The following is a 20,637-nucleotide window of genomic DNA, read 5'->3' on the forward strand; positions in this document are numbered from 1 at the left end:
ATTGCTGCACCGTAATTCGTATAAAACGGCAGGCAACTTGCGGCAGTATATTTTCTTAAATGAAAAAGTAACTCATCAGAGACTAGCCGCGATGACGATTCCGATATTATCCCGACCTCCGCCTCGCTTGGCAAGTTCAACAAGAGCGTCGGCAGCTTCCGGCAGGCTTTCCCGCCGTACGTTTCTTATGACCCCTTCAATCTCTTCGTCAGAAACCATACCGGTCAGGCCGTCAGAACATGCCAGCCACACATCTCCGGGCAGCACGGCCTGAATGCTTATTTCCGGGTTGACGGAAGGATTGGGGCCCACGGCCCGAAGTATGTAATTCTTGAACGGAGCCTTTCCATGACCGCCTTCGCGTTTCCACTCCTCGAACACGGAATGGTCACGGGTAAGACGCACCAGACACCCTCCGCGATACCTGTAAACCCGGCTGTCACCTACATGAAAAACAACCGATCGTGAGTGGTCATCAAACATCTTGAATCCGGCAAGAGTTGCTCCCATGCCCCGTCCTCGTGACATTCCCCTGGCTTTGTTCAAGGTAAAAATTTCAGCGTTGGCGCATTCCACCGCCCTGCGAACCGCCTCGACCATCGGTTCCGGAGTTTCACAGAGGGTCGCGTCATCATCAGCCAGTTCGGCAACGGGGTTCTCCTCCGACTCCATAACATCGGCCAGTTCTCTTTCCAGAACCTTAAGGCAAAGGGAACTGGCCACGTCACCCATGCCGTGTCCGCCCATACCGTCAGCCACGGCAAAAAGCCCTGCTGCTTCATCCACAATCACGGCATCTTCATTGTGGTCACGCATAATGCCTTTATCAGCAACGCAATACGCGTGCATCATGCACACCTCCAGCTTTAACCAGGGCTGAGGCTTCCTCTACGCTTCCGGTCCGGGCATACCCGACCAGATAGCGGGCCAATTGACGGAAAACCAACGCCCTGTTTTCCTTACCGATCCACATTACATAAGGACCGGGATTGCAATCCAAGTAGACATAGCGGCCGTCAGCGGACGCCATCACGTCCCAGGCCGCGTAATGGAGCCCCAGAAAACGGGTCGCTTGAACTATGCGTTCCTTTTCTTCCGGCGGCATTATGAAACGTTCAAATCCTTTGGTAGAGGTCCGGCTGTCAACATCCGGGGCTATTATTTCAAGGGCCAGCACCATGGAGTCTCCGACCACATGCACCCGCAAGGTCTTCCCGCGCACATATTCCTGAAAAAGCACAGGACAAAGGGGCAGATCCGAAGACTCCCTGATATCATCCGGCAATACGGCACGGGTGGACCCCACGCCGATGGAAGGTTTGCACACGGCCTCTCCGACCAGCGAGATGAATCGTGCTGCCTCGTCCGGACTGTTGGTCATGATACTGCGGGGAGCGTCGAAGCCGTTCTCGCGGAGTTTGGAACAGAGTTGAGCCTTGGTGTCGTGATCCACATAAGCGCCGAAAGGGGAATTCACCACGAGCCCTCCTCGTCTGGCAAACTCTTCGAAAAAACCGAAAGCAGCTCCCTGAAAAAACTGTTCCCGCATGAAAGATGTACGAAACTCTTCATACTGGACAGCATTGGTAACCGGCGGCATGGAAAAAGAAGTGTTTTGGGAAATGCAACGAATATGCAGGGCCTTTATTTCGGAAAAATCGACCCCGCCCCAGGACATGCGAGAAGACGAGAGTGAGACCTCTTCTCCGTTTTCCCCTCCCAGACCGGAGCGGCACACAACGGGATCAGCACCCTCTTCACGAACAAAACGACTTATTTCATCTACCTGACGGCAATGCTTTCCTGAAAAAAGGGCGACTTTCGGCTGCATCATACCTGCTTGGCTTTGAGCAATTCATCCCCGTAGAAAAACGAGCAGCCCGTTCACATTAAAAAGGCTGCCGACATCTCCAAGAAATGTAATAAACGCCGTAGCCACCCCGCACTTACCCATGATCAGGAACTTATATTAATAGAACCGATATCCACATTGTCAGTTACATCGCCGCCTATACCAGACTGAGAACCGCTATCGGCCTGATCACCGGAGGTTCCCCATCCCTCGTTGGAATTATCGGCTTGCGAGCCCATATAGCTACCGATGCACTGCCCTTGCAGAATATCTCCACCGGACTTCGCCATCCCGCCCGCTGCAGCTGTTACATCATAATTGCTGTCACCCATAACGTTTCTCCATTGATTTGAACTTATTAAGAACTGATGTTGATGGAACCGATGTCCACATTATCCGTTGCATCTCCGCCTGTTCCGGACTGGCTTCCACTGCTTGCCTGATCGCCATCGGCTCCCCATCCTTCATTCGAATTATCCGTCATGTCGCCCATGTAACCACCTACGCCCTGCAGTTGCACAACATCTCCACCGGATTTTCCCATTACGCCGCCTAAACCAGTTCCATCATAAGTAGTATCACCCATAACATACCTCCATTGATTTATTTTTTTACGAACTGATGTTAATGGAACCGATGTCCACATTATCAGTTGCATCTCCGCCTGTACCGGTCTGGTTTCCATGGCTTTTCTGATCGCCGTCGGCTCCCCATCCTTCATTCGAATTGTCAGTCATGTCGCCCATATAACTACCGACGCCCTGCATTTGCACAACATCTCCACCGGACTTCAATGACATCCCACCCGCAAATGTTTCTGAAAAATTATCTGCCACAACAAAATCTCCCATTACAGCATTATAATTTTACACCTTATACACTACATCCTCGTAACACACTTAGTCACTTTATGTACAGACATTTTGTCTTTTGAAATAAAAGTTACCACAACAGAAAAACACACCGGAAAACAATATGTTAAAGAACAAAGTTCACCAACCGTAACAATGACAATATTTCTTAGGCTGTTCTGCGTTTTCAGCCCACTTTTTCTACCTATACATTGCCTATTTGATACGATTAATGTATTGATATAAAAAAATAATAAATCGTACCACGAACATCAGTCAGGAAACCATGCTCCCCATGGAAACCCAGAAAACAAAGCCAGCTCGTTCCCGCGGGCCCCAAACAGGAATCAGGCACCCCATTAAAGCGGCACGACTCCTGTACACCGTTCCCGGTTTTGTCCTCCGCGGACCGATATACGCCATCAGCCTCATCATCATAGTTTCCATCGCCTATTCCTTCTGGGCAAAGAAGGACACTATCGTCACGGCCCCGCTTACTCTCGGCAAAAAAGTAACTATAATCGAAGCCATAACTGGAGGACAGGTCGCCCGTGTGGCAGTAAGTCCCAACTCGCACGTGAACTTTAACGAAGTGCTGATCGAAGTTCAGGAAAAGACCCGCGCAATAATGAATACCGAAATGGAAACTTTCGAATCCCGTATAGCTGAAGCAGCAAGAGAGCGCGAAAGAGTTGCTGACGAATACGAATACAAACTGGCCCAGTTCAGACTTGAACTTACCGATGCCAGTCATGGGCGAAGCACTAAGGCAATTACTATTCAGGGCCGGATAGACCAGTTGAACGAACGTTTGCGGACTGCGCGCAAGGAACTGGATCTGCGCCAGAAAGAATTTACCACCGCCAGAAACAGGTGGGAACGCGCCAGAAAACGATATGAAGACCGCGACATCACCATAACCCAATACGAAGAGGCGGAGCAGACCAAGGACCGCAGGCAAAAGGCGGTATCCGATGCCCAGGGATCAGTTGCGCAGCTCGCTGTTTCGCTGCGCACCGCCAGGGTGGAACTGAAGACTCTCAACGATGCGCACAGTCTGGAAAAAATCAGGGAAAACATTCAGCAGCTGCAGGAACGGCAGGAACGTGAGCTAATACTTCTTGACGATTACATAGCCTCGCTCAAGCACAAGAAAAAAGCCAGCCAGCAACTGGTTGGGGGAGTGAGCTACGAAGACAACATTACCGTTTACAAAAGCATGGTCGACGGTCTGGTCACAGATGTAAATGTCAACAAGGGAGAAATAATTTCACCGGGGCAGCCGCTGATAACGCTGGTCAGGGACACCGCAGTTCTGGAAGGACACGCCATGGTCCAGAACAAGGATATCGGGGCCATCCGCATCGGACAAAAGGCCAAACTGAAGTTCTGGGCCTATCCGTTTCAGGAATACGGGATACTCGAAGGAGTTATCTATGAAATTGACAAACAACCCGACAAGACCGAAGGCGGGACCTCGACATATGAAATACTTATCGCCCTGGACAGGGAGTGGGCACAGAAAGATGGCAGCAAAGTACGTCACCCTCTGGCAATCGGCCTGGAGGGAATTGCGGAAATCAAGACCGGTGAAAAACGCTGGATAGAAATCCTGTTCACTCCGCTTTCCAAATTTTTCACGAATGATGAGGACCAGGATGGCTGATAAACACGACGCTATACGAGACATTCTGGAATCCCACGTAATGTTCGCGACCCTTTCCGCAAAGGACAAGGCGGAACTGGCCCGGATGTTCGTCTTAAAAGAATACATGCCCGGTGAACGTCTGGTTAGGCAGAATGAGTACACGGCCGGCGTATTGCACATTTACTCCGGTCAGGTCCGGCTGAAGCAGACCGTTGAAGGCCGCCGCACGGCTCTCGGCGACTTCGGCCCCGGCTCCACCTTCGGCGAAACATGCCTGCTGCATGAAACAGTCTGGGAATATGAGCTTGTGGCCGGGCAGGATCAGGTCAAGGCTATCGTGCTTCCTGCTGAATCTGCCAAAAAATTCGCCGCAGAGCACGCTGAGGCCGCCGCTCTGTTCAGAAAAAACATCGGCCAGATTGAACTGAGCCACCGTCTGAAGTCGCTGATAGGCTCCTCAACCTGTCCACCGGCCAGGTTCGCCCTGATACTGAACAATCTGGGGGTAAAAAAAATTCCCAAGGGTTCAGCCGTATTTTCACAAAACGATAATGACCCACGCCTTTATTCCATCGAGCAGGGTACCGTAGACATAATCCGGCAGGAAGACGGCGAAGAAATTACTCTTGACCGCTGTGCCCGTTTCGAACTGCTGGGTGAAACTGCAGCGCTGAGTGAAGCCGGCAACAACGACTGCCATTTCTATACGGCAAGGGCGGTAACGGATGTAACCGTAATTGTTATCAGGCAGCCGGAAGTACTGAAACTTATGGCTCTCAACCCGTCCCTGCACGAGCAACTGATCACCAGAGCCAGGGATCTGCGGCAGATCGCCGAGTCCGAGCTTGATGCCAGAAGCCGGGCTGTCAACACCGACATGCGCATCAGGCTGGCCAGGGGAATCACCGAGGACGAGTACAAACAGCTTGAAGAACAGGACCGGGAAAACGATGAAGAATTCCCCCTGATGCGCCAGGGAGATCAGTCAGAGTGCGGAGCGGCCTGTCTGACCATGATCACCAGATATTACGGAAAAAATTTCAAGCTCGGACAGATCAAGGAACTTGCCAACGTATCTACCGCCGACACATCCCCCCTGCCCATTATTACCGGAGCGGAAAACCTCGGATACAGTGCCAAAGCCTACGCGCTCAACCGCAGGGAGCTGGAGCGGGTCCGATTGCCGGGCATTATCGGCTGGGAAGGCGGACACTACGCAGTGGTACACAAGGTGACTTCCGGCAGACTGAACCTTGCAGACTCTGTTGCCGCCATTAAGTCCGCATTGCTGTCCCCGCTGACCTCCATCAAGGTTTCCCCCGAAGACAGGCCGAATGTTCCCCTGAAGGCATCAGGCCTGACCTCGGCCAAAGTTCACCTGGCCGATCCGCTGGAAGGCCGCAAGATCCTCCCTATGGACGAATTTATCACCGGCTGGACTTCCGCCAGCGTACCCGGAACGCAGACGGATGAAGACCGAGGTCTGTTCATTGCCCTGACCCCTACGGAAAAATTCACCCACATGGAACCGCCGAAGCTGCCGGTGCTCCATTTTGTCCGCTATCTGCTGCCCTATAAGAAATTTTTTTTCGAAGCATTTCTGGCCGCCCTGACAATCAACCTTCTGGGACTGGCCTCTCCCCTGTTCGTGCAGACCATCGTCGACACGGTCGTTGTACACAAGGATGTCAGCCTGCTGAACATGATGCTCGGAGGCATGGCTCTGGTTACCGTATTCACAACTCTGACCACGGTTGTGCAGCGTCTGCTTCTGGCGCACACAACAGCCCGTATAGACATGCGGCTGATGAGCGAATTCTACCGCCACATACTCTCCCTGCCCATGTCCTTTTTTCTGACCAGAAACAAAGGTGAAATAATGGCCAGATTCGGAGAAAACGCCAAAATCAGAGCCATTCTCACAGGATCGACCATCACCGTTATCCTCAACACGCTGATGCTTGGAATATATTTCCTGATGATGTTCGCATACTCCCTGCCGCTGACCATGATCGTCCTGGCGTTCATTCCGGGATATGTTCTTCTCATCCTGTACTTCACACCGCGCATCAAGGCCCTTGCCCAAAAGATTTTCCATACCAACGCCCAGTCCCAGGCATATCTCATAGAAGCACTCAACGGCATCGAGACAATCAAGGCAACAGCCAATGAATACATGGCTCGCGTTCGCTGGGAAAACTCCTTTGTAGAAAACGTCAACAACACATTCAAACAGGCCAATCTGGTGCTTACTTCCAGCAGTCTGCACAGCCTGCTGCGTCTGGCTTCAAGCATTACAATCCTCTGGTACGGGGCCAATCAGGTCATTGCGGGGCAGTTATCCATCGGTGAACTCATGGGATTCAACATGCTGGTTGGACTGGTCATGGGACCGGTTCAGCAGATGGTTCAGCTGTGGAACCAGATGCAGGATGTCCGCATATCGGTTGAAAGGGTCAGCGAAATTCTGGACATCGAACCGGAGCGCCCCACCATAACCTCCCCGGATGCCATGCCCGCGGTTCTGACACAATGCTCCGGCAAAATAGAATTCAGGGATGTGGATTTCAGCTACATGGCCGGAGACAAGGAAAATCTGGTCATGAGGAAATTTTCCCTTGAAATAGATCCGGGTGAACACATAGCACTGGTCGGGCCTTCCGGTTGCGGGAAATCCACAATCGCCAAAATGATTCTGGGCTTCAATCTGCCCAAGAACGGGCAATGCCTGATTGACGGCAAGGATCTCGCCAATCTGGATTTTTCATCCCTGCGCAACCATATCGGCGTGGTGCTGCAGGACAGCTTCCTCATTGCCGGGACCGTGGCCGAAAACATAGCCCTGGGCGATCCTGAACCGGACCTGGCGGCAGTCAAACGCGCAGCACGCCAGGCTGGCATAGAGGCGGAAATACTCCGCTGGCCCCAAGGATATCAGACCGCCATCGGCGAAAAGGGCATGGGCATTTCCGGAGGCCAGAGACAACGCGTCTGCATTGCCCGCGCGCTGTACCGTCAGCCCAAGATACTGATCTTCGACGAGGCCACCAGTGCTCTGGACAATGACTCTGAAAAGATCATCCAGTCCAACATGCGTGAGATTCTGAAAGGACGTACATCCATAACCATCGCCCATCGCCTTTCGACCATCGTGGACGCCGACCGCATCTGTTATATTATTGACGGCATGGTCGCGGAACAGGGGAAACATCAGCAGTTGATAGACCCGGAATATATCCGGGAAAACGGACTCGAAGGCAAGTATTATGCGTTGGCCCGCAAACAGTTCAACCTGCCCCCCCTTGATGAAGCCGCAGGAGAAAACGAAGAGGGTGCAGCATGACCGCCCGCCTGACCTGTCTTGATGATTCCCGGCTGCCCGAAGCCCAGAAAAACCTTGTGATCAATCTGGACAAAACCGAAACGTCCATCGGCAGGGGGCCGCAGAACACATCGGTAATAAGCCACAGCAGTATTTCAAGAAATCATGCCCTCATTACCTCCACTGACGAAGGGCTGATCATAAAGGACACGGGAAGCACCAACGGTGTATGGATTAACGGAGAACGCACGACTGAAGCCAGACTTGGAAACGGCGACACGGTTGCTTTCGGTTCCTTGATGTTCAGATTCGAGGTCACAGACGAACCGGAACCTGCCGATCAGATCTCCGCCGCCTCCAGTCAAACCGATCCCCGGACCTCTCCCTCAAAGGACACGCGGAAATCTGCAGAGACAAAACCTAAACCGAAGGTGATCAAGAGCAGCGCCACCGAGGCCATACCGCACAATGAGCAGGCTGACGGCGAGGAAAGCATAGCCGACAAGACAATGCTTTATGGAGACTCAAGAGCCAGCGAAGCCATGCTTGACGCCATAAATCCGGATCACGAGAAGCCTGACGAACCGGCTCCTCTTCCGCCCCGCCACCGTCAAATCAAAGCGGAAACGGTGGAGCAGGCTGATCCCCCTGAACGAAAACGAAGCAGGATGCCGTTTGCTGTCATCGCAGCAATCATAGTTGCCGGCCTGCTTGCATGGTGGGGAATCGAAGCACATAAGGCGGCTGAAGATAATAATTTTATCCAGACGCATGAGCAGGAAATCGATGACTTCGTAGAGCAGTATGAGTTCTGGACTCGCCGTTTCAACCTCGCACAAAACAGCGAGCAACTGACTGAACTTAAGCGGATTTCAGAAAATCTGAGCAATGATATCAAACTCCGCCCGGACCTTGCCCGGCTCAAACCGTTACTGGTGGAGGTTCACTTCCTCAAACTCGAACGCGAAACACGCAGGCTTATAAACGAAAACAACCCCGAAGCCGCGCTCAGGCTGATAGACATTGTTCACGAATCAGCACAGAATTTCGCAGCAAAGGAACTTTCCCCAGAGACTAAGCGGGCACTCCAGCGGTTCATGAGTCTGGCGGATCTGCTGGAAACAATTGCCAGATACAAAATTTTTCAAAAAAAATTTCCCGATCCTTCAGCTTACGCGAATACTCCGCTACCGGACTCACTGCGCGGAAAAATTGCCTCAGCCAAAAAACTCAAGATTCGTTTTGCAAAGCTGCTCAAGGAAAACAACATGCAGCTGAAAGTCCGTTTCCGTCTGACCAGAGGCATGGCCAACGATACGGACGAAAATTGCGTTCTCCTTGTCAACAGGTGGTATCACATGGCTTTCAGCAAAAAGCCTGAAAACGGATAGGGTCATGCTTGCGGGATTGAATACGGCGCTTCTCTTATGTCTTGCACTATTGTTTTCCGCCCTTGCCGCAATTCCGGCTGCACTTGCGGCAGACCCGTTCCCGGCACATCTGGAATCAACCTTCAGCGAATATGAAAAAATCGCTGCCGAGACCCTTCTCCGTTCTCGGGCACAGCTGAAATCAGCAACCAGAATGGAAGCTATCTCCCTGGAAAGACTTCAACAATTGGTTCTTTCACAAAACCTGGGAGTCAAAATAACAGGGATGGAAAGACGCAAGGCGAATCTGGAGAGAACCAAGCGGGACGCGGTTTTCGATACAATAATTAATCTGGCGCTCAACTACCGGCATCAGGACTATTACGCGCGTTCCGAGGACATCGGCAGAGAAAGAAGACTCACCGGAGAGTCGGATGAAGAAGATCCGACGGAAGACGACAACCCGGTATGCGTTTACATAAACGGGGTTCTGATAAACCCGGTGCAATGTGATGAGCATTACGCATTTACGATTGAAGAGGAGTACGCGAGCTACGACAAGCACGGTGACCACTCGCCCGACGTAGGAACAGCAAGTCTGAACCTCAGCAGGACATTTCCATGGGGACAGTCCATTCAGGCCGGACTCCAATCCCGCTGGAGCTCCAATAAATATCCGTCACTCGGCAAATACTCAACTCTCTACGCCTACGATGAAGGAGTAGAGGGATACCCATACGGAGACAATCCCTGGACATCGTCCATCTACCTCAGCCTGAGCAGTCCCTTACCCTTCTGCAAGGACTTCGGAGAGGATGGAAATCACAATGCGGTTCTAAGACGGGTCAGCGACCTTGATGCCATCGGCAAACAATGCGCTCTTGAAACCGAAGCGTCGGACCAACTCGCTCTGGCCCTCAGAACATGGTGGGATCTGGCCGGAAGTTTGAGCCGTCTGGTAGTAACGATCAAGGCCCGCAAGAATCTCGAAAAACTTGCCCGGCACACAAAGCGTCTCATGGCCAGCGGCGAGAGGACCTCCTATGCCATGGCACAGGTCGGAACAGAATTACAACGCTGGCTGAACGCGGAGGAAGAAGCCTGGAGCAACTACAAGCTGCTTTCCAACCAAATGATTGAACTGCTGGACATGGACCCTTCGGCAGTGGTCTTTCCGCTGGGTTTCGGTAAGGGGTCGACCGCAATCAGCGACATGGGGGCGGACATGGAAGAAGAAATGAACCGGGCATTCAATTCCCGTCCCGACCTGAAGATGGCAAAAATAAATCTGAAATCCGATAAGGTCATGCAGACATACTACCGGAAGAATCTTTTGCCTGACATCTCGGTATTTCTTTCCACCTCCCTGAGTCAGGATCCGACTTATTGGGGATACAGTTCCTGGACAGACTCCGTACTGAATTTAATCAACCCCGATTCCTCATCGGTCTATGTGGGATTCGTTTACAATTTTCCGGTCGGCGACAGAGCTGCAAAATCAGCGTATACTCAGGCCCGGCAGGAAAAAGCGAAAAGCCAGCTCCGGTATGACTCCCAAAAAGACGAAATCATCCGGGAAATAAGCAAAGCCGCCACCGACATCAAAGCAACTGCCAGAAATATAGGCTATGCCAGACAAAGCCTGCACCTGCGGCAACTGACCTACGCGAAAGCAATGGAAATGAGAGACGATGGAGACGGAATATCCGAGTTTGAACTTCTGCGGAAATTCACTGAATATACCTCCACGGAACTGCAACTGATATCTTCCACCGTGAACAACCAGAAAGCCGGAATTGACTTCCAATGGGCTACAGGAAAAATACTGCCGCCGGAATGGATTACAAGCAGGGCTCTGGAAAACCTGAACAGAATATTGGAAGCTGAAGAGGAGGAACAACCATGACCCGAAGTTTAATCATTTCCTTCATCATGATCTTCCTGGCGGTATCGGCGCATGCAGAGGAATTCCCATACGCGGGCAGGGAACAGGCTGACTGGGACAAGCTTAGGAACCTGCTGGCTAAAACTGCACCGGATTCGCAGCAGATACGAAAGGTCACACCCCTTGAAACCACCCGCATAGTTCTGGAAAACAACCTTTCCATTAAAAGCTCAGAGATGGACAGGCTGTCGGCAGCTCAGGCATTACGCGAAGCGGAATCTCTGTTCGACCCGACACTTCTGGCTTTAGCGTCCTACTCAAAGGACCAGACCTACTCCCGCGAGGTCAAGGATTACAAGTATCTCAAAAACACCGTCGCCAATCCCTATCTGCCCGATGACAACCCCATCTACGTCCTTTATGAAGAAGACTCGCCCATCTTGTATCTTCGTTTCGACCAGGAGCGGGTCGCCGGAGAATACCTGCGAACCGTCAAGGCTTCGGAAGCTCTGCCGTGGAAGTATGAAGAAACCCAGAATTATGCGTTCGGAATAAAATCGAACATAGTCTGGGGGCCGACCATGAGTATACGTCTCGGGGTACGGCGCAAAGATAATTACTGGCAGAACGATGATGGGAACTGGGGTGTTTACGACTATCCATGGAGCTCGGAATTCAGACAGAGCCTGTCCCTGCCTCTGCCCTATACAAAAAATTTCGGTCCGTACTCCACCAGGGACACAGAAGTTAAACAGGCGACAATTCTCCAAGAGGCCGCCGATTATTCCATCAGGGCCACGGTAAACGACGCACTGCTTGCAGGCGAACTGGCCTACTGGGATATTGTCGCGGCAATGCAGAAACTTCTGGCCCGGGACAGGCACAGGTTGAATCTGAAAAAACTTCTGGAAAAGACCAGACGTCTTTACGATGAGAGGCTTTGTACGGAGTACGACCTCGCTCTGGTCCAATCTGCCTATTCCGCTTCAATAGACGGCATAGAACAGGGAGCGGCTTCATACAGGACCGCATCCAATCAACTGGCCGAACTTACGGATTCCGGAGACAAAGCAGTGTTCTTTCCCGCCGGATACTACGCTCTTTCGGATATGCCGCTCACTGGTGTTCCCGGGGAAAACGAGCCCGACAATGTTTCCGGAAACCCGCACTATGAACGCCAGCTTGCCTCGGTGGCGCTGGCTGAACTTTCGGAAAATCATTATGAACTCCAGACCCGTCCAGACATACGGGCAGGTCAGACTCTGACCCTGACCCAGCAGGAATCCTACTACGGCTATTCAAATCCGGGCAGTTCTCTTAAAGATGTCTTTTCGGAACCGGATTTAATACGTCAGGTATACAGTCTGGAGTACACGTATCCGCTCTTCAACCGTGACGCCATAAGCAGCCATGAGCAGGCCATCCTTGATGCGGAGCAGGAACGGGCTACGGCTAAACAGCTGCAGAACAGCCTGCGCCGGGAAGCATATGACGCCCTGGCTCTTCTGAAAGGAGCCAGAAAAAGGATAAAAATTACCGCTAAAGGAATCGATCTGGCCCGTGAGGCATATGAAAAAGCAATTTCCATGCAGGCCGACAGGGAAGTTGTGGAATATGAGATAGTCAGCAAAAGTGCCAACCTGCTTTCCGCCGAGATTTCCCACATAGAAGCCTACATAGACTGTTACAAAGCGGCAGCCCGATTCATGGCAGCCTCGGGATCATATCAGAAACGATATGGAATACGTGCTTCACACCGAATAGGAGACGGCTCATGAGAAGGATCGCCGTGACAACTCTCCTTACTGCCATACTCCTGTTGTTTTCGATTCAGGCAGGAGCAGACAACACTGCGCGACCATCAGGGGATCAGGCTCCGGTAAAAACTCTGGCTGAAAGGTTGAGCAATTCCCCGACCCAAAAGGAAACGGACCGGATACAGTCTGTTCTAAACGAATTGACCGCAGGAAATTCATCCGACATTCCCGTCCGGATCAGCAATGAAGAAATCCTGTTCATTTCTCCCCGCGAAGTTTATCTCAGAGCGCTGAAAAAAAACCTTTCCATTCAAATCAGCATCAAAAATTCGGCAATAGCGGAAGCGGCCATTCAGGAGGCCGAAGCGGTTTTCGATCCGGTTCTGAGCCTGAGATTCAGTTACTCCCGTTCGGATACCTATGAACGCACCAAGGAAATCTACCTGCAGACCAAAGATTTCAGCCCTCCGCCGACAACAGATATCCCGACTGACCCCAATAACACCGGAGCTCAGGTAAACCAGATCGGCTGGAAACGGCAGGAGGAGGGAGTCAGAAGCATAGAAACCGTATATGCGTCCGAAGATCAGGAAAACGGACCGACAACTGCCTTCGACTACAATCTGGGCATATCACAAAAACTCCCCTGGGGGCCGGAGCTTGACCTCGGCCTGACCATGCATGACGAAAAAGTTTACTACGATTCGCACGGACACTCCTATGACAGACCCTGGGCGTCCACCTTTGTGGCCGACCTGACAACCCCCCTTCCTTTCACCATGGATTTCGGCCCGGACTCACCGGATGCTCTCTCGGTAAAGCAGAAAATAAAATCCAGTGAGCAAAGCCGGTTCACCACCAGTACTGCCATAAATAACATACTCTATCAGGCCGACCTTGCTTATTGGAACGTTGTTCGGAGATTCGAAAATCTCGGTGTGATGATCCGGAGAAGAAAACTCCTCGAATACCAGTTGGAATCCGTAAACAGGCGATTCAAAAACAGGGAAGCCACCAACTATGACCGCCTGCAGGTCGAATCGGCCCTGACCCTGAGCAAGGTGCTGGAAACAAGTGCGGCCACGGCCCTGCTTGATGCTTCGTATACACTTGCCTCGCTTCTTGAAGACAAACCGGCGAAACAATCCCGCAGACTGTATGTTCCGTATAAATATCTCGAACAGCTCGAAAGCACCGAATACCCAGACATGAAAGAAGCACTTGCCAGGGCTCTGGTTGAACGCCCCGAACTAAAAGCCGGCGCGATCGGAATTGAAATCGCCGAGATAAACCAAACAGGCAAAGCAAACCAGCTTCGTCCGGATTTAAAATTTTACGGAAGCTACAGTTCCTCACAGGACGGTTCGGTATACGGATATAAAAATCCGCTCAAATCACTTACCAACATGAATAATCCTGATGATGAATCCCTTTTCACGTCCATTGAGTACCAGTATCCCATACTGAACCGCTATCTTGATGCCCGGTTCGAACAGGCTCGACTGGGGACAAAACAGGCCGCACTCTCACAGCGAATAACCAAAAACAGCGTAATCAGAGAAGTGAGAAACACAACGACAAGGGTCAACACATCAATATCCAGAATTGAGGCCGCCAGGGAATCGGAACGATTTGCGGCCCTGGCCTTTGACAAGGTGAAAGCCAGACAGCAGTACGGCGAAGCAAGTGAATTTGAAGTGCTGCTCGCGCTGCAGCGTTTGTCCGAAGCCCAACTTTCGCTGATTCTGGCCAGAATTGATCACCGGACAGCTTTAACAGGACTTTCTGCCGCCATCGGAGACCTGGCGGCTACAAGTGCGGACAGAGCCTTGAGCCGAAAAATGGACCGTCATCGTCTGGCGGTCATGAGGCATTACAACATCCTCCCACATTTCTCACGTCACAACCAGACTCAGGAGTCCGCGCAATGACACTCAGCATCGGTATCTTTGCCTCAAAAGGGATTCCTCAGGTCGAAAGCTTAATACAGAAACTTGCAGAAACAGGTGTTGATGCTTTTTTCTTCGATATGGGACTGCCCCCGGAAGAACGGGTTTGTCTCTATGAAACAGGAGCCCGCTGGAACGATATCGAATTAACAGAGCTGAACTATGCCTACGTACACGGATTCTCGTTTCAATCTCCGGTAGTACCGAATCACGGCGGGGAGAGGGACTGGAGTGTCTGGCAGGCCGATTACCCTGCGCAGCAGCAGAAATACAGTTTTCTCCACAGCCTGTTCACTCGGCTGGAACGGCATGGTGTCAGAATGATCACCCCGGTTGAAGCCTTGCAGGCCATGTTTGCAAAGCATCATCTCCTGCAGAACCTGAGCCGTGACGGGTTCTCCGTGCCAGAGATGCTGGTAACCAACGTCCCGCAGGAAGCCGAAAAATTCTGCGAAAAGCATGAAATCGTTATCTGGCGCCCACAAAACGGCAAAGCGGCATGGCAGCTATGCCTGGAAAAACAACGCACAGCGATCATTCATCCTGACTTGCCGCCTCCGATTTTAGCCAGTGCAATCAAAGGCCCTGTTGTCCGGTCATGGATATTCAATGGCAATCCGCTGCTGACCCTGCGCTCCGCCCCGCCTTCCGCCGCAGTTCCGGAACGGCTTGAACAGCTGAGCACATTCGACAGTTCCCCGTTTGAAAAAGAATTGTCCAGACTGGCAGAAACCCTCGGCGCGCCATGGTTTCAGGTTCTCTTTGTTCCGCAGGGCAAACACTTATGGATATACGACATTGATACCGACCCGATCTACGACTGGTTACCGGAAATCTATGCTGATACCCTGACGAACAACCTGGTAGCTGGACTGGTCGGCACTCCGGCAGCACAGAAGAACGAAGACAGTTCCGCCAAGAGACCGGCCATCTTCCTTCGGCGTATGCTCAGAATTCTATTCGATTTTGAAAACTGTAAATACGGAAAATAATCCGGCCCACCCCCCTCTGGTCAACCCACACCTGAAATTAACTAAATATCGTAAATTTTATTAAATATAAGAGACAGAGAACAAGCCAATCACATCGACTGAACTCCTTTTATTTAAAAAATCTAATTATGCTGTTAACATATCCTCTCGATTTTACTGCCTGCAATCAACACCAGAATGATACTCCCTAATAAACGGAAAATCCAAAGTTGGCACTCCTTGAGATTTTACAATACTTCCTCCCCTTGTTCCTCCCATGCTGCACGACCATTTGCTTCAATCAACGCAGACTGATGACAATTTTGTGCATAAAAAACACAAATACATGATGCTATGGTAATATTTTTTATTGACTAGTAACACCATTCGAATATACATTCGCCTCCAGAAAAACTGAACCTTGAAAGGCAGGTGCTCAATAATTTGCCGGCACTTACCTACTTCTTAATCACCATAGGAAGAACTACCTCCATCCTCAAGGCAAACTGTTTTTCAATCCCATGACGGTTCCGATCTTTACGGACAGGATCGAAACGGGCCTGATAGCAGCCGATCCCTGCTATCAGGCCTGGGGAACCGCAGCTCCCAGAAATCAACTACGCCAAAAAGAAAACAAAAAAGCCATGGCCCACCAACAAAGGATGAACCATGGCCGACACTTCCGAATTTGAAAAACAGCTACAGACCAAAAGGTGCTATCACCCGGTCCAAGACCCCTTGAACCTTGGATATCGCCACTCCGTAATTAGTCACCGGAACTCCGCTGCGCTTACATTCCTTGATCCGCCGCAGCATTTCACTGCGGTTGAGCATGCAGGCTCCGCAATGAATAACCAGTTTGAAGCGGTCGATGTCTTCGGGAAAGTCATGCCCGGAATACATTACGAAATTTATATCCTTGCCGGTATACTGGCGAATCCAGCGGGGAATCTTCACCTTGCCGATATCATCCGCAACAGGGTGGTGAGAACAGGCCTCGCCCATCAAAACGGTATCACCGTCCTGCAGGGTATCTATAACTCCGGCACCTTCAACGAGGCTGGGCAGGTCGCCTTTGAAACGGGCAAAAAGAGTCGAGAAGGTGGTCAGAGGAATGTCTTCGGGCACATCTCCGGCAACGCTCAGCACAACCTGTGAATCGGTTATCACCAACGCAGGCTTGCGCTTCATCGAAGACAGCGTTTCTTCTATCTCGCGTTCCTTTACAGCGACCGCAACGGCGTCACAATCGAGGACCTCGCGCAGTACCTGCACCTGCGGAAGAATCAGCCTCCCCTTGGGCGCGGCAAGATCGATCGGCACAACGCAGACCACCCAGTCTCCTTCGCCGAAAAGATCACCGGCCAGAACAGGGGTGCGTTTCATTTCTTCCGGAGCAAGATTAATTATGGCTTCCTTGAGTTCATTGACAGAAACCGATTCCAGTGCCGAAGTTCTGTAAAACGGGATACCGCGCTTGCGGCAATAATCCATATCCGCCTCGGTCGGTTCACGGAGGTCGTTCTTGTTGAACACGACCATAAACGGAATCTGCAACTCACGGACCTTATCAATCAGATCCAGTTCATACGAGGTAAGACCGGCCTCATCCACCACCACAAGGGCGATGTCGGTTCGCATCAGGACCTTGTTGGTGGCCTTTACACGAAGCTCGCCCACCTCTCCGGAATCATCCAGACCGGCGGTATCGTAAAAGGTTACCGGTCCGAGCGGTAGCAGTTCGTACGGCTTGGCAACAGGGTCTGTCGTGGTGCCCGGAAAATCCGAGACAATGGCCACGTCCTGCCCGGCAATCGCGTTTATCAATGAGGATTTACCGGCATTTCTTTTGCCTACCAGGGTTATGACCAGGCGGACACCCCTTGGAGCCTTATCGGACATCTGTCTTTCTCCTTGATGAACCTTTGGAATTTGAAGGAACCAATCCAAGCGAGCGGATCAGTTCGGCAGCATGAAAGATGGAGTCCGTAGCGTCCACGGAAACCATGTTTTTTCCGGGATAAATATTGTAGTCTCCGCGTCTGGCGGCAGGCGTGACCGAAGGCATAATTACATTGCAGCCCCGCTTGAGCCCCTTTGCCCTTCCCGCACAATCAAGCGAATCAAGGGCCGATGTTGCCGGGATGTTGGTCAGAGGATTCAAGAGTCTGGCCAGCGCCGTAAACCTGAAGGACAAATCAGGATCGCCCTGCCCCGCATGGGAGAAAGGCGTATCCGGATGAGGAACGAAAGGACCAGCCGCAATCATATCCAGCCCCAGTCCGGTCAGGAAAAACAGATCATCCGCAAGTTGATCCGTCCCACAACCGGGCAGCCCGACAATAATACCCGACCCGACTTCATAGCCGATCTCCTGCAGTGACCGGAGCAGTTTCAAACGGTTCTCAAATTTTTCACCGCAGCGGATCTTTTCATAAATTCCATGGTCGGTTGTTTCCAGCTTAAGGAGACAACGGTCCGCCCCGCAGTCGAACCAGTATTCATATTCGCCCATGCTGCGGTCGCCAAGGGAAAGAGTTACGGCCACGTCATGGGAGTCCTTGATCCTACGGATAATATTTTCAATCTGCAGGCTGGAATAACTGAAATCATCACCCGACTGCAGGACGATTGTCCGGGCTCCGGCATTTGCCGCCATTTCGGCCGCCTCGACGATTGAATCCTCATCCATCCGGTAGCGGCTGATTTTGGAATTCGGTGCTCTCAATCCGCAATATGCGCACTTCTTGTTGCAGACGTTGGAAAATTCCACGATGGCCCTCAGATAAACCTCGCCGCCGAACGAATCCTTACAGACGGAATCGGCAAGCGAGTACAATTCCTCGTCATTACCTCCATTCAGGTAAAACAGGGCTTCATCACGACCGAGCACAGCCATCCGGAGCTCCTTCCGCGGCATGGCCGCATTTCATGGCCTGCGCACATTCACAGACAAGTCTAAAGGCGGCGGTTTCCCGTGCTGAGGCCTGTTCCGGCACACGCCCGCTTTCCGCCCATTGAAAAAGCTTTTCCACATCCGCTTCCATACTTCCCCATATTCCGTGGGGAGCTTGTACACAGGAATGAGCGTACTGCCCGAAACAGATCACATCGTCAACTATTACAACCGGCAGACAGGGAAGGGTACGGGCATAATAAATATTCACCTTTTCAGGATAACGTCTCGACATTTCCTGCAGAAAAGCCGTTGACCGATCAAGTTCTTCTGCAACGGACTGACTTGTGATGCCGAACCGCAGAGCGTGCATGAAAGGTCCGGTCCATGCTTCCCCGCTTCCGGGCTGGAGAGTGATTATATCCATTCCGCAAAACGAGCTTCGGGACAAGGTCTTTTCAAGCCCCTCAAGATGAGGTTGCGATTCCGCAAACGGACCGTATACGGCCGCATGGAGGACGATCCTCCGTCTGGCCGCTGAAAACATCCCGGGCAACCCCAGCTCCCCTACCCCGCAAACAAATTTCATGCTACTTGAACCTTTTCATCTCATCCGGGGTGAACCCCTGTTTACAAAGCCTCTGCGGGGATAAAAGGTCATCGGCCTCATCCGCACCGACGATACCCTGAAAAACAATCTCATCACGCAGGGAACGCCCGGACCTGCGGCAATCCTCAAGCACCTTTTCCACCGCGCCGTAACCCAGAAAAGGCACCAGAACCGTTGCCAGCGCATAGCTGGATTCCACATGCTCGCGGCACCGGCTTTCATTGACGACAATACCCTGCACGCAATTACGCACAAAACTACCGGTTACATTCACCAGCAGGCTCAGGGAATTAAGCAGGTTATGCGCAAGCAGGGGCATGAACTGATTGAGTTCCAACTGGCCCATGGAAGCGGCAAAGGTGACGGTCTGATCATTGCCCATGACCTGCAATGCGATCTGAGCCACGGCCTCGGCCATAACCGGATTGATTTTCCCGGCCATGATGGACGATCCGCACTGTCGCGGTGGAAGGCCAAGTTCTCCGAGTCCGGTTTCCGGTCCGCTGCCAAGAAGTCGCAGATCGTTGGAGATCTTCAGCAGATTTGCGGCGTAAGCCTTGAGCATGCCGGAAACTTCCACCAGCGAATCGGCATTCTGAGTGGCATCAATAAGGTTTTCCGCTCTGGAAACAGGCAGTCCGGTAATATTCCGAAGTTCCGATGCCACCCGCAGAATGTAGTCACGAGGGGCTCCCAACCCTGTTCCGATGGCCGTTCCGCCGAGATTGACCTTCTTGATTCTTTCCCTGCACTTGAAAATACGCCAGCGGTCACGGGCAACGGCATCGGCGAAAGCTCCGAAGCTCATTCCCATGGTCATGGGCACGGCATCCATGAGCTGAGTCCGGCCCACTTTTACAACATGCGCGAATTCGCCTTCCTTCTTCTGCAATTCCTCCTGCAGCAGGGAGACCTCGTTCTCAAGATCGGTCAGCAACGCAAGGGCCGCCACCTTCAAAGCAGTGGGAAAAACGTCGTTGGTCGACTGGTGCATGTTCACGTGATTCACGGGATGCACCATACCGTAATCGCCGAGAGTGCCGCCAAGCATCTCAATGGTTCTGTTGGCGATTACTTCATTGATATTCATGTTGGCCGATGTACCGGCCCCGCCCTGAAACGGATCAACCGTGATACTGTCGTTCAAATTACCGGATGAAACATCCCTGCAGGCGGAAATCAGAACCCTGCCGATTCCAGCATCCAGATATCCAAGCTCCATGTTGACAACGGTGCAGGCTTCCTTCACCTGCCCGAAGGCGCGGATAAACCGATCGTGCATGCGAAGCCCCGAAAGAGGGAAATTAAGCATTGCACGGCGGGTATGGATTCCATAATAGGCTTCAGCAGGGATTTCCATTTCGCCCAGAGCATCCCTTTCCACACGGAAAGGCGCTCTTTCGGATTCAGACATGTTTCCTCCGGGTCTTCTCAGTTACAGGGACCGCTCGCCATTATTCATACGGACAAGGCGATCGGTCAACAGCTTACAACGTTTCTGATCCGGAAAATTTTCGATATCTTTG

The 20,637-nt window shown here is 51.8% G+C and carries 16 protein-coding genes; 7 read left to right on the forward strand and 9 right to left on the reverse strand.

Going from position 1 to position 20,637, the window contains the following annotated elements; all coding sequences use genetic code 11:
- Positions 1-75: 75 nt before the first annotated feature.
- The 5 genes from ACKU4E_RS08605 to ACKU4E_RS08625 all read right to left on the reverse strand — a co-directional run bounded on the left by ACKU4E_RS08605 (position 76) and on the right by ACKU4E_RS08625 (position 2,688).
- Positions 76-852, reverse strand: a complete 777-nt coding sequence (locus tag ACKU4E_RS08605; protein ID WP_320170661.1) for a protein phosphatase 2C domain-containing protein — start codon at positions 850-852, stop codon at positions 76-78.
- A complete protein-coding gene (locus ACKU4E_RS08610) occupies positions 827-1,831 on the reverse strand; it encodes an ATP-grasp domain-containing protein (protein ID WP_320170662.1) in 1,005 nt (334 codons plus the stop codon). Before ACKU4E_RS08610 ends, ACKU4E_RS08605 begins: the two co-directional genes overlap by 26 nt.
- A gap of 125 nt (positions 1,832-1,956) precedes the next feature.
- The gene (locus ACKU4E_RS08615) at positions 1,957-2,184 is read right to left on the reverse strand and encodes a hypothetical protein (protein WP_320170663.1); all 228 of its coding nucleotides are present in this window, start codon (positions 2,182-2,184) and stop codon (positions 1,957-1,959) included.
- Positions 2,185-2,210: 26 nt separating this feature from the next.
- Positions 2,211-2,438 (reverse strand): hypothetical protein, encoded by a 228-nt coding sequence (locus ACKU4E_RS08620; RefSeq protein ID WP_320170664.1) that lies wholly within the window; start codon positions 2,436-2,438, stop codon positions 2,211-2,213.
- A 25-nt stretch (positions 2,439-2,463) separates the two neighbouring features.
- Positions 2,464-2,688: a hypothetical protein gene (locus tag ACKU4E_RS08625; protein ID WP_320170665.1), complete on the reverse strand. Its 225-nt coding sequence runs from the start codon at positions 2,686-2,688 to the stop codon at positions 2,464-2,466.
- Between the two features lie 310 nt (positions 2,689-2,998).
- On the opposite strand from ACKU4E_RS08625, the gene ACKU4E_RS08630 reads away from it, so the two are divergent.
- From ACKU4E_RS08630 to ACKU4E_RS08660, 7 genes are read left to right on the forward strand one after another with little or no spacing between them, the layout of a single operon-like run.
- Positions 2,999-4,369, forward strand: a complete 1,371-nt coding sequence (locus tag ACKU4E_RS08630) for an HlyD family efflux transporter periplasmic adaptor subunit (RefSeq protein WP_320170666.1) — start codon at positions 2,999-3,001, stop codon at positions 4,367-4,369.
- Positions 4,362-7,694 carry a peptidase domain-containing ABC transporter gene (locus tag ACKU4E_RS08635; protein WP_320170667.1) on the forward strand — a complete coding sequence of 1,111 codons (3,333 nt, stop codon included), beginning with the start codon at positions 4,362-4,364 and terminating at the stop codon, positions 7,692-7,694. The genes ACKU4E_RS08630 and ACKU4E_RS08635 overlap by 8 nt, the downstream gene beginning before the upstream one ends.
- Positions 7,691-9,064 (forward strand): FHA domain-containing protein, encoded by a 1,374-nt coding sequence (locus ACKU4E_RS08640; RefSeq protein ID WP_320170668.1) that lies wholly within the window; start codon positions 7,691-7,693, stop codon positions 9,062-9,064. The genes ACKU4E_RS08635 and ACKU4E_RS08640 overlap by 4 nt, the downstream gene beginning before the upstream one ends.
- Before the next feature lie 4 nt (positions 9,065-9,068).
- Positions 9,069-10,949, forward strand: a complete 1,881-nt coding sequence (locus ACKU4E_RS08645) for a TolC family protein (protein WP_320170669.1) — start codon at positions 9,069-9,071, stop codon at positions 10,947-10,949.
- Positions 10,946-12,706, forward strand: a complete 1,761-nt coding sequence (locus ACKU4E_RS08650; protein ID WP_320170670.1) for a TolC family protein — start codon at positions 10,946-10,948, stop codon at positions 12,704-12,706. Before ACKU4E_RS08645 ends, ACKU4E_RS08650 begins: the two co-directional genes overlap by 4 nt.
- On the forward strand, positions 12,703-14,616 hold the full coding sequence (locus ACKU4E_RS08655) for a TolC family protein (protein WP_320170671.1): 1,914 nt from the start codon (positions 12,703-12,705) through the stop codon (positions 14,614-14,616). The genes ACKU4E_RS08650 and ACKU4E_RS08655 overlap by 4 nt, the downstream gene beginning before the upstream one ends.
- Positions 14,613-15,626, forward strand: a complete 1,014-nt coding sequence (locus ACKU4E_RS08660; protein ID WP_320170672.1) for a hypothetical protein — start codon at positions 14,613-14,615, stop codon at positions 15,624-15,626. The genes ACKU4E_RS08655 and ACKU4E_RS08660 overlap by 4 nt, the downstream gene beginning before the upstream one ends.
- A gap of 678 nt (positions 15,627-16,304) precedes the next feature.
- Here the strand turns inward: ACKU4E_RS08660 and hydF are convergent.
- Genes hydF through ACKU4E_RS08680 form a run of 4 tightly spaced genes read right to left on the reverse strand, consistent with a single transcriptional unit; the run spans position 16,305 to position 20,525 of the window.
- Positions 16,305-17,507, reverse strand: coding sequence for a [FeFe] hydrogenase H-cluster maturation GTPase HydF (hydF, locus tag ACKU4E_RS08665; protein WP_320170673.1), 1,203 nt, complete (start codon positions 17,505-17,507; stop codon positions 16,305-16,307).
- On the reverse strand, positions 17,497-18,504 hold the full coding sequence (gene hydE, locus ACKU4E_RS08670) for a [FeFe] hydrogenase H-cluster radical SAM maturase HydE (protein WP_320170674.1): 1,008 nt from the start codon (positions 18,502-18,504) through the stop codon (positions 17,497-17,499). The genes hydF and hydE overlap by 11 nt, the downstream gene beginning before the upstream one ends.
- Positions 18,485-19,090 carry a hypothetical protein gene (locus ACKU4E_RS08675; protein WP_320170675.1) on the reverse strand — a complete coding sequence of 202 codons (606 nt, stop codon included), beginning with the start codon at positions 19,088-19,090 and terminating at the stop codon, positions 18,485-18,487. Before ACKU4E_RS08675 ends, hydE begins: the two co-directional genes overlap by 20 nt.
- A 1-nt stretch (position 19,091) precedes the next feature.
- Positions 19,092-20,525 (reverse strand): aspartate ammonia-lyase, encoded by a 1,434-nt coding sequence (locus ACKU4E_RS08680; protein ID WP_320170676.1) that lies wholly within the window; start codon positions 20,523-20,525, stop codon positions 19,092-19,094.
- Positions 20,526-20,637 lie beyond the last annotated feature (112 nt).

Origin of the sequence: Maridesulfovibrio sp. (assembly GCF_963677005.1) — a bacterium.
Classification (GTDB): domain Bacteria; phylum Desulfobacterota; class Desulfovibrionia; order Desulfovibrionales; family Desulfovibrionaceae; genus Maridesulfovibrio.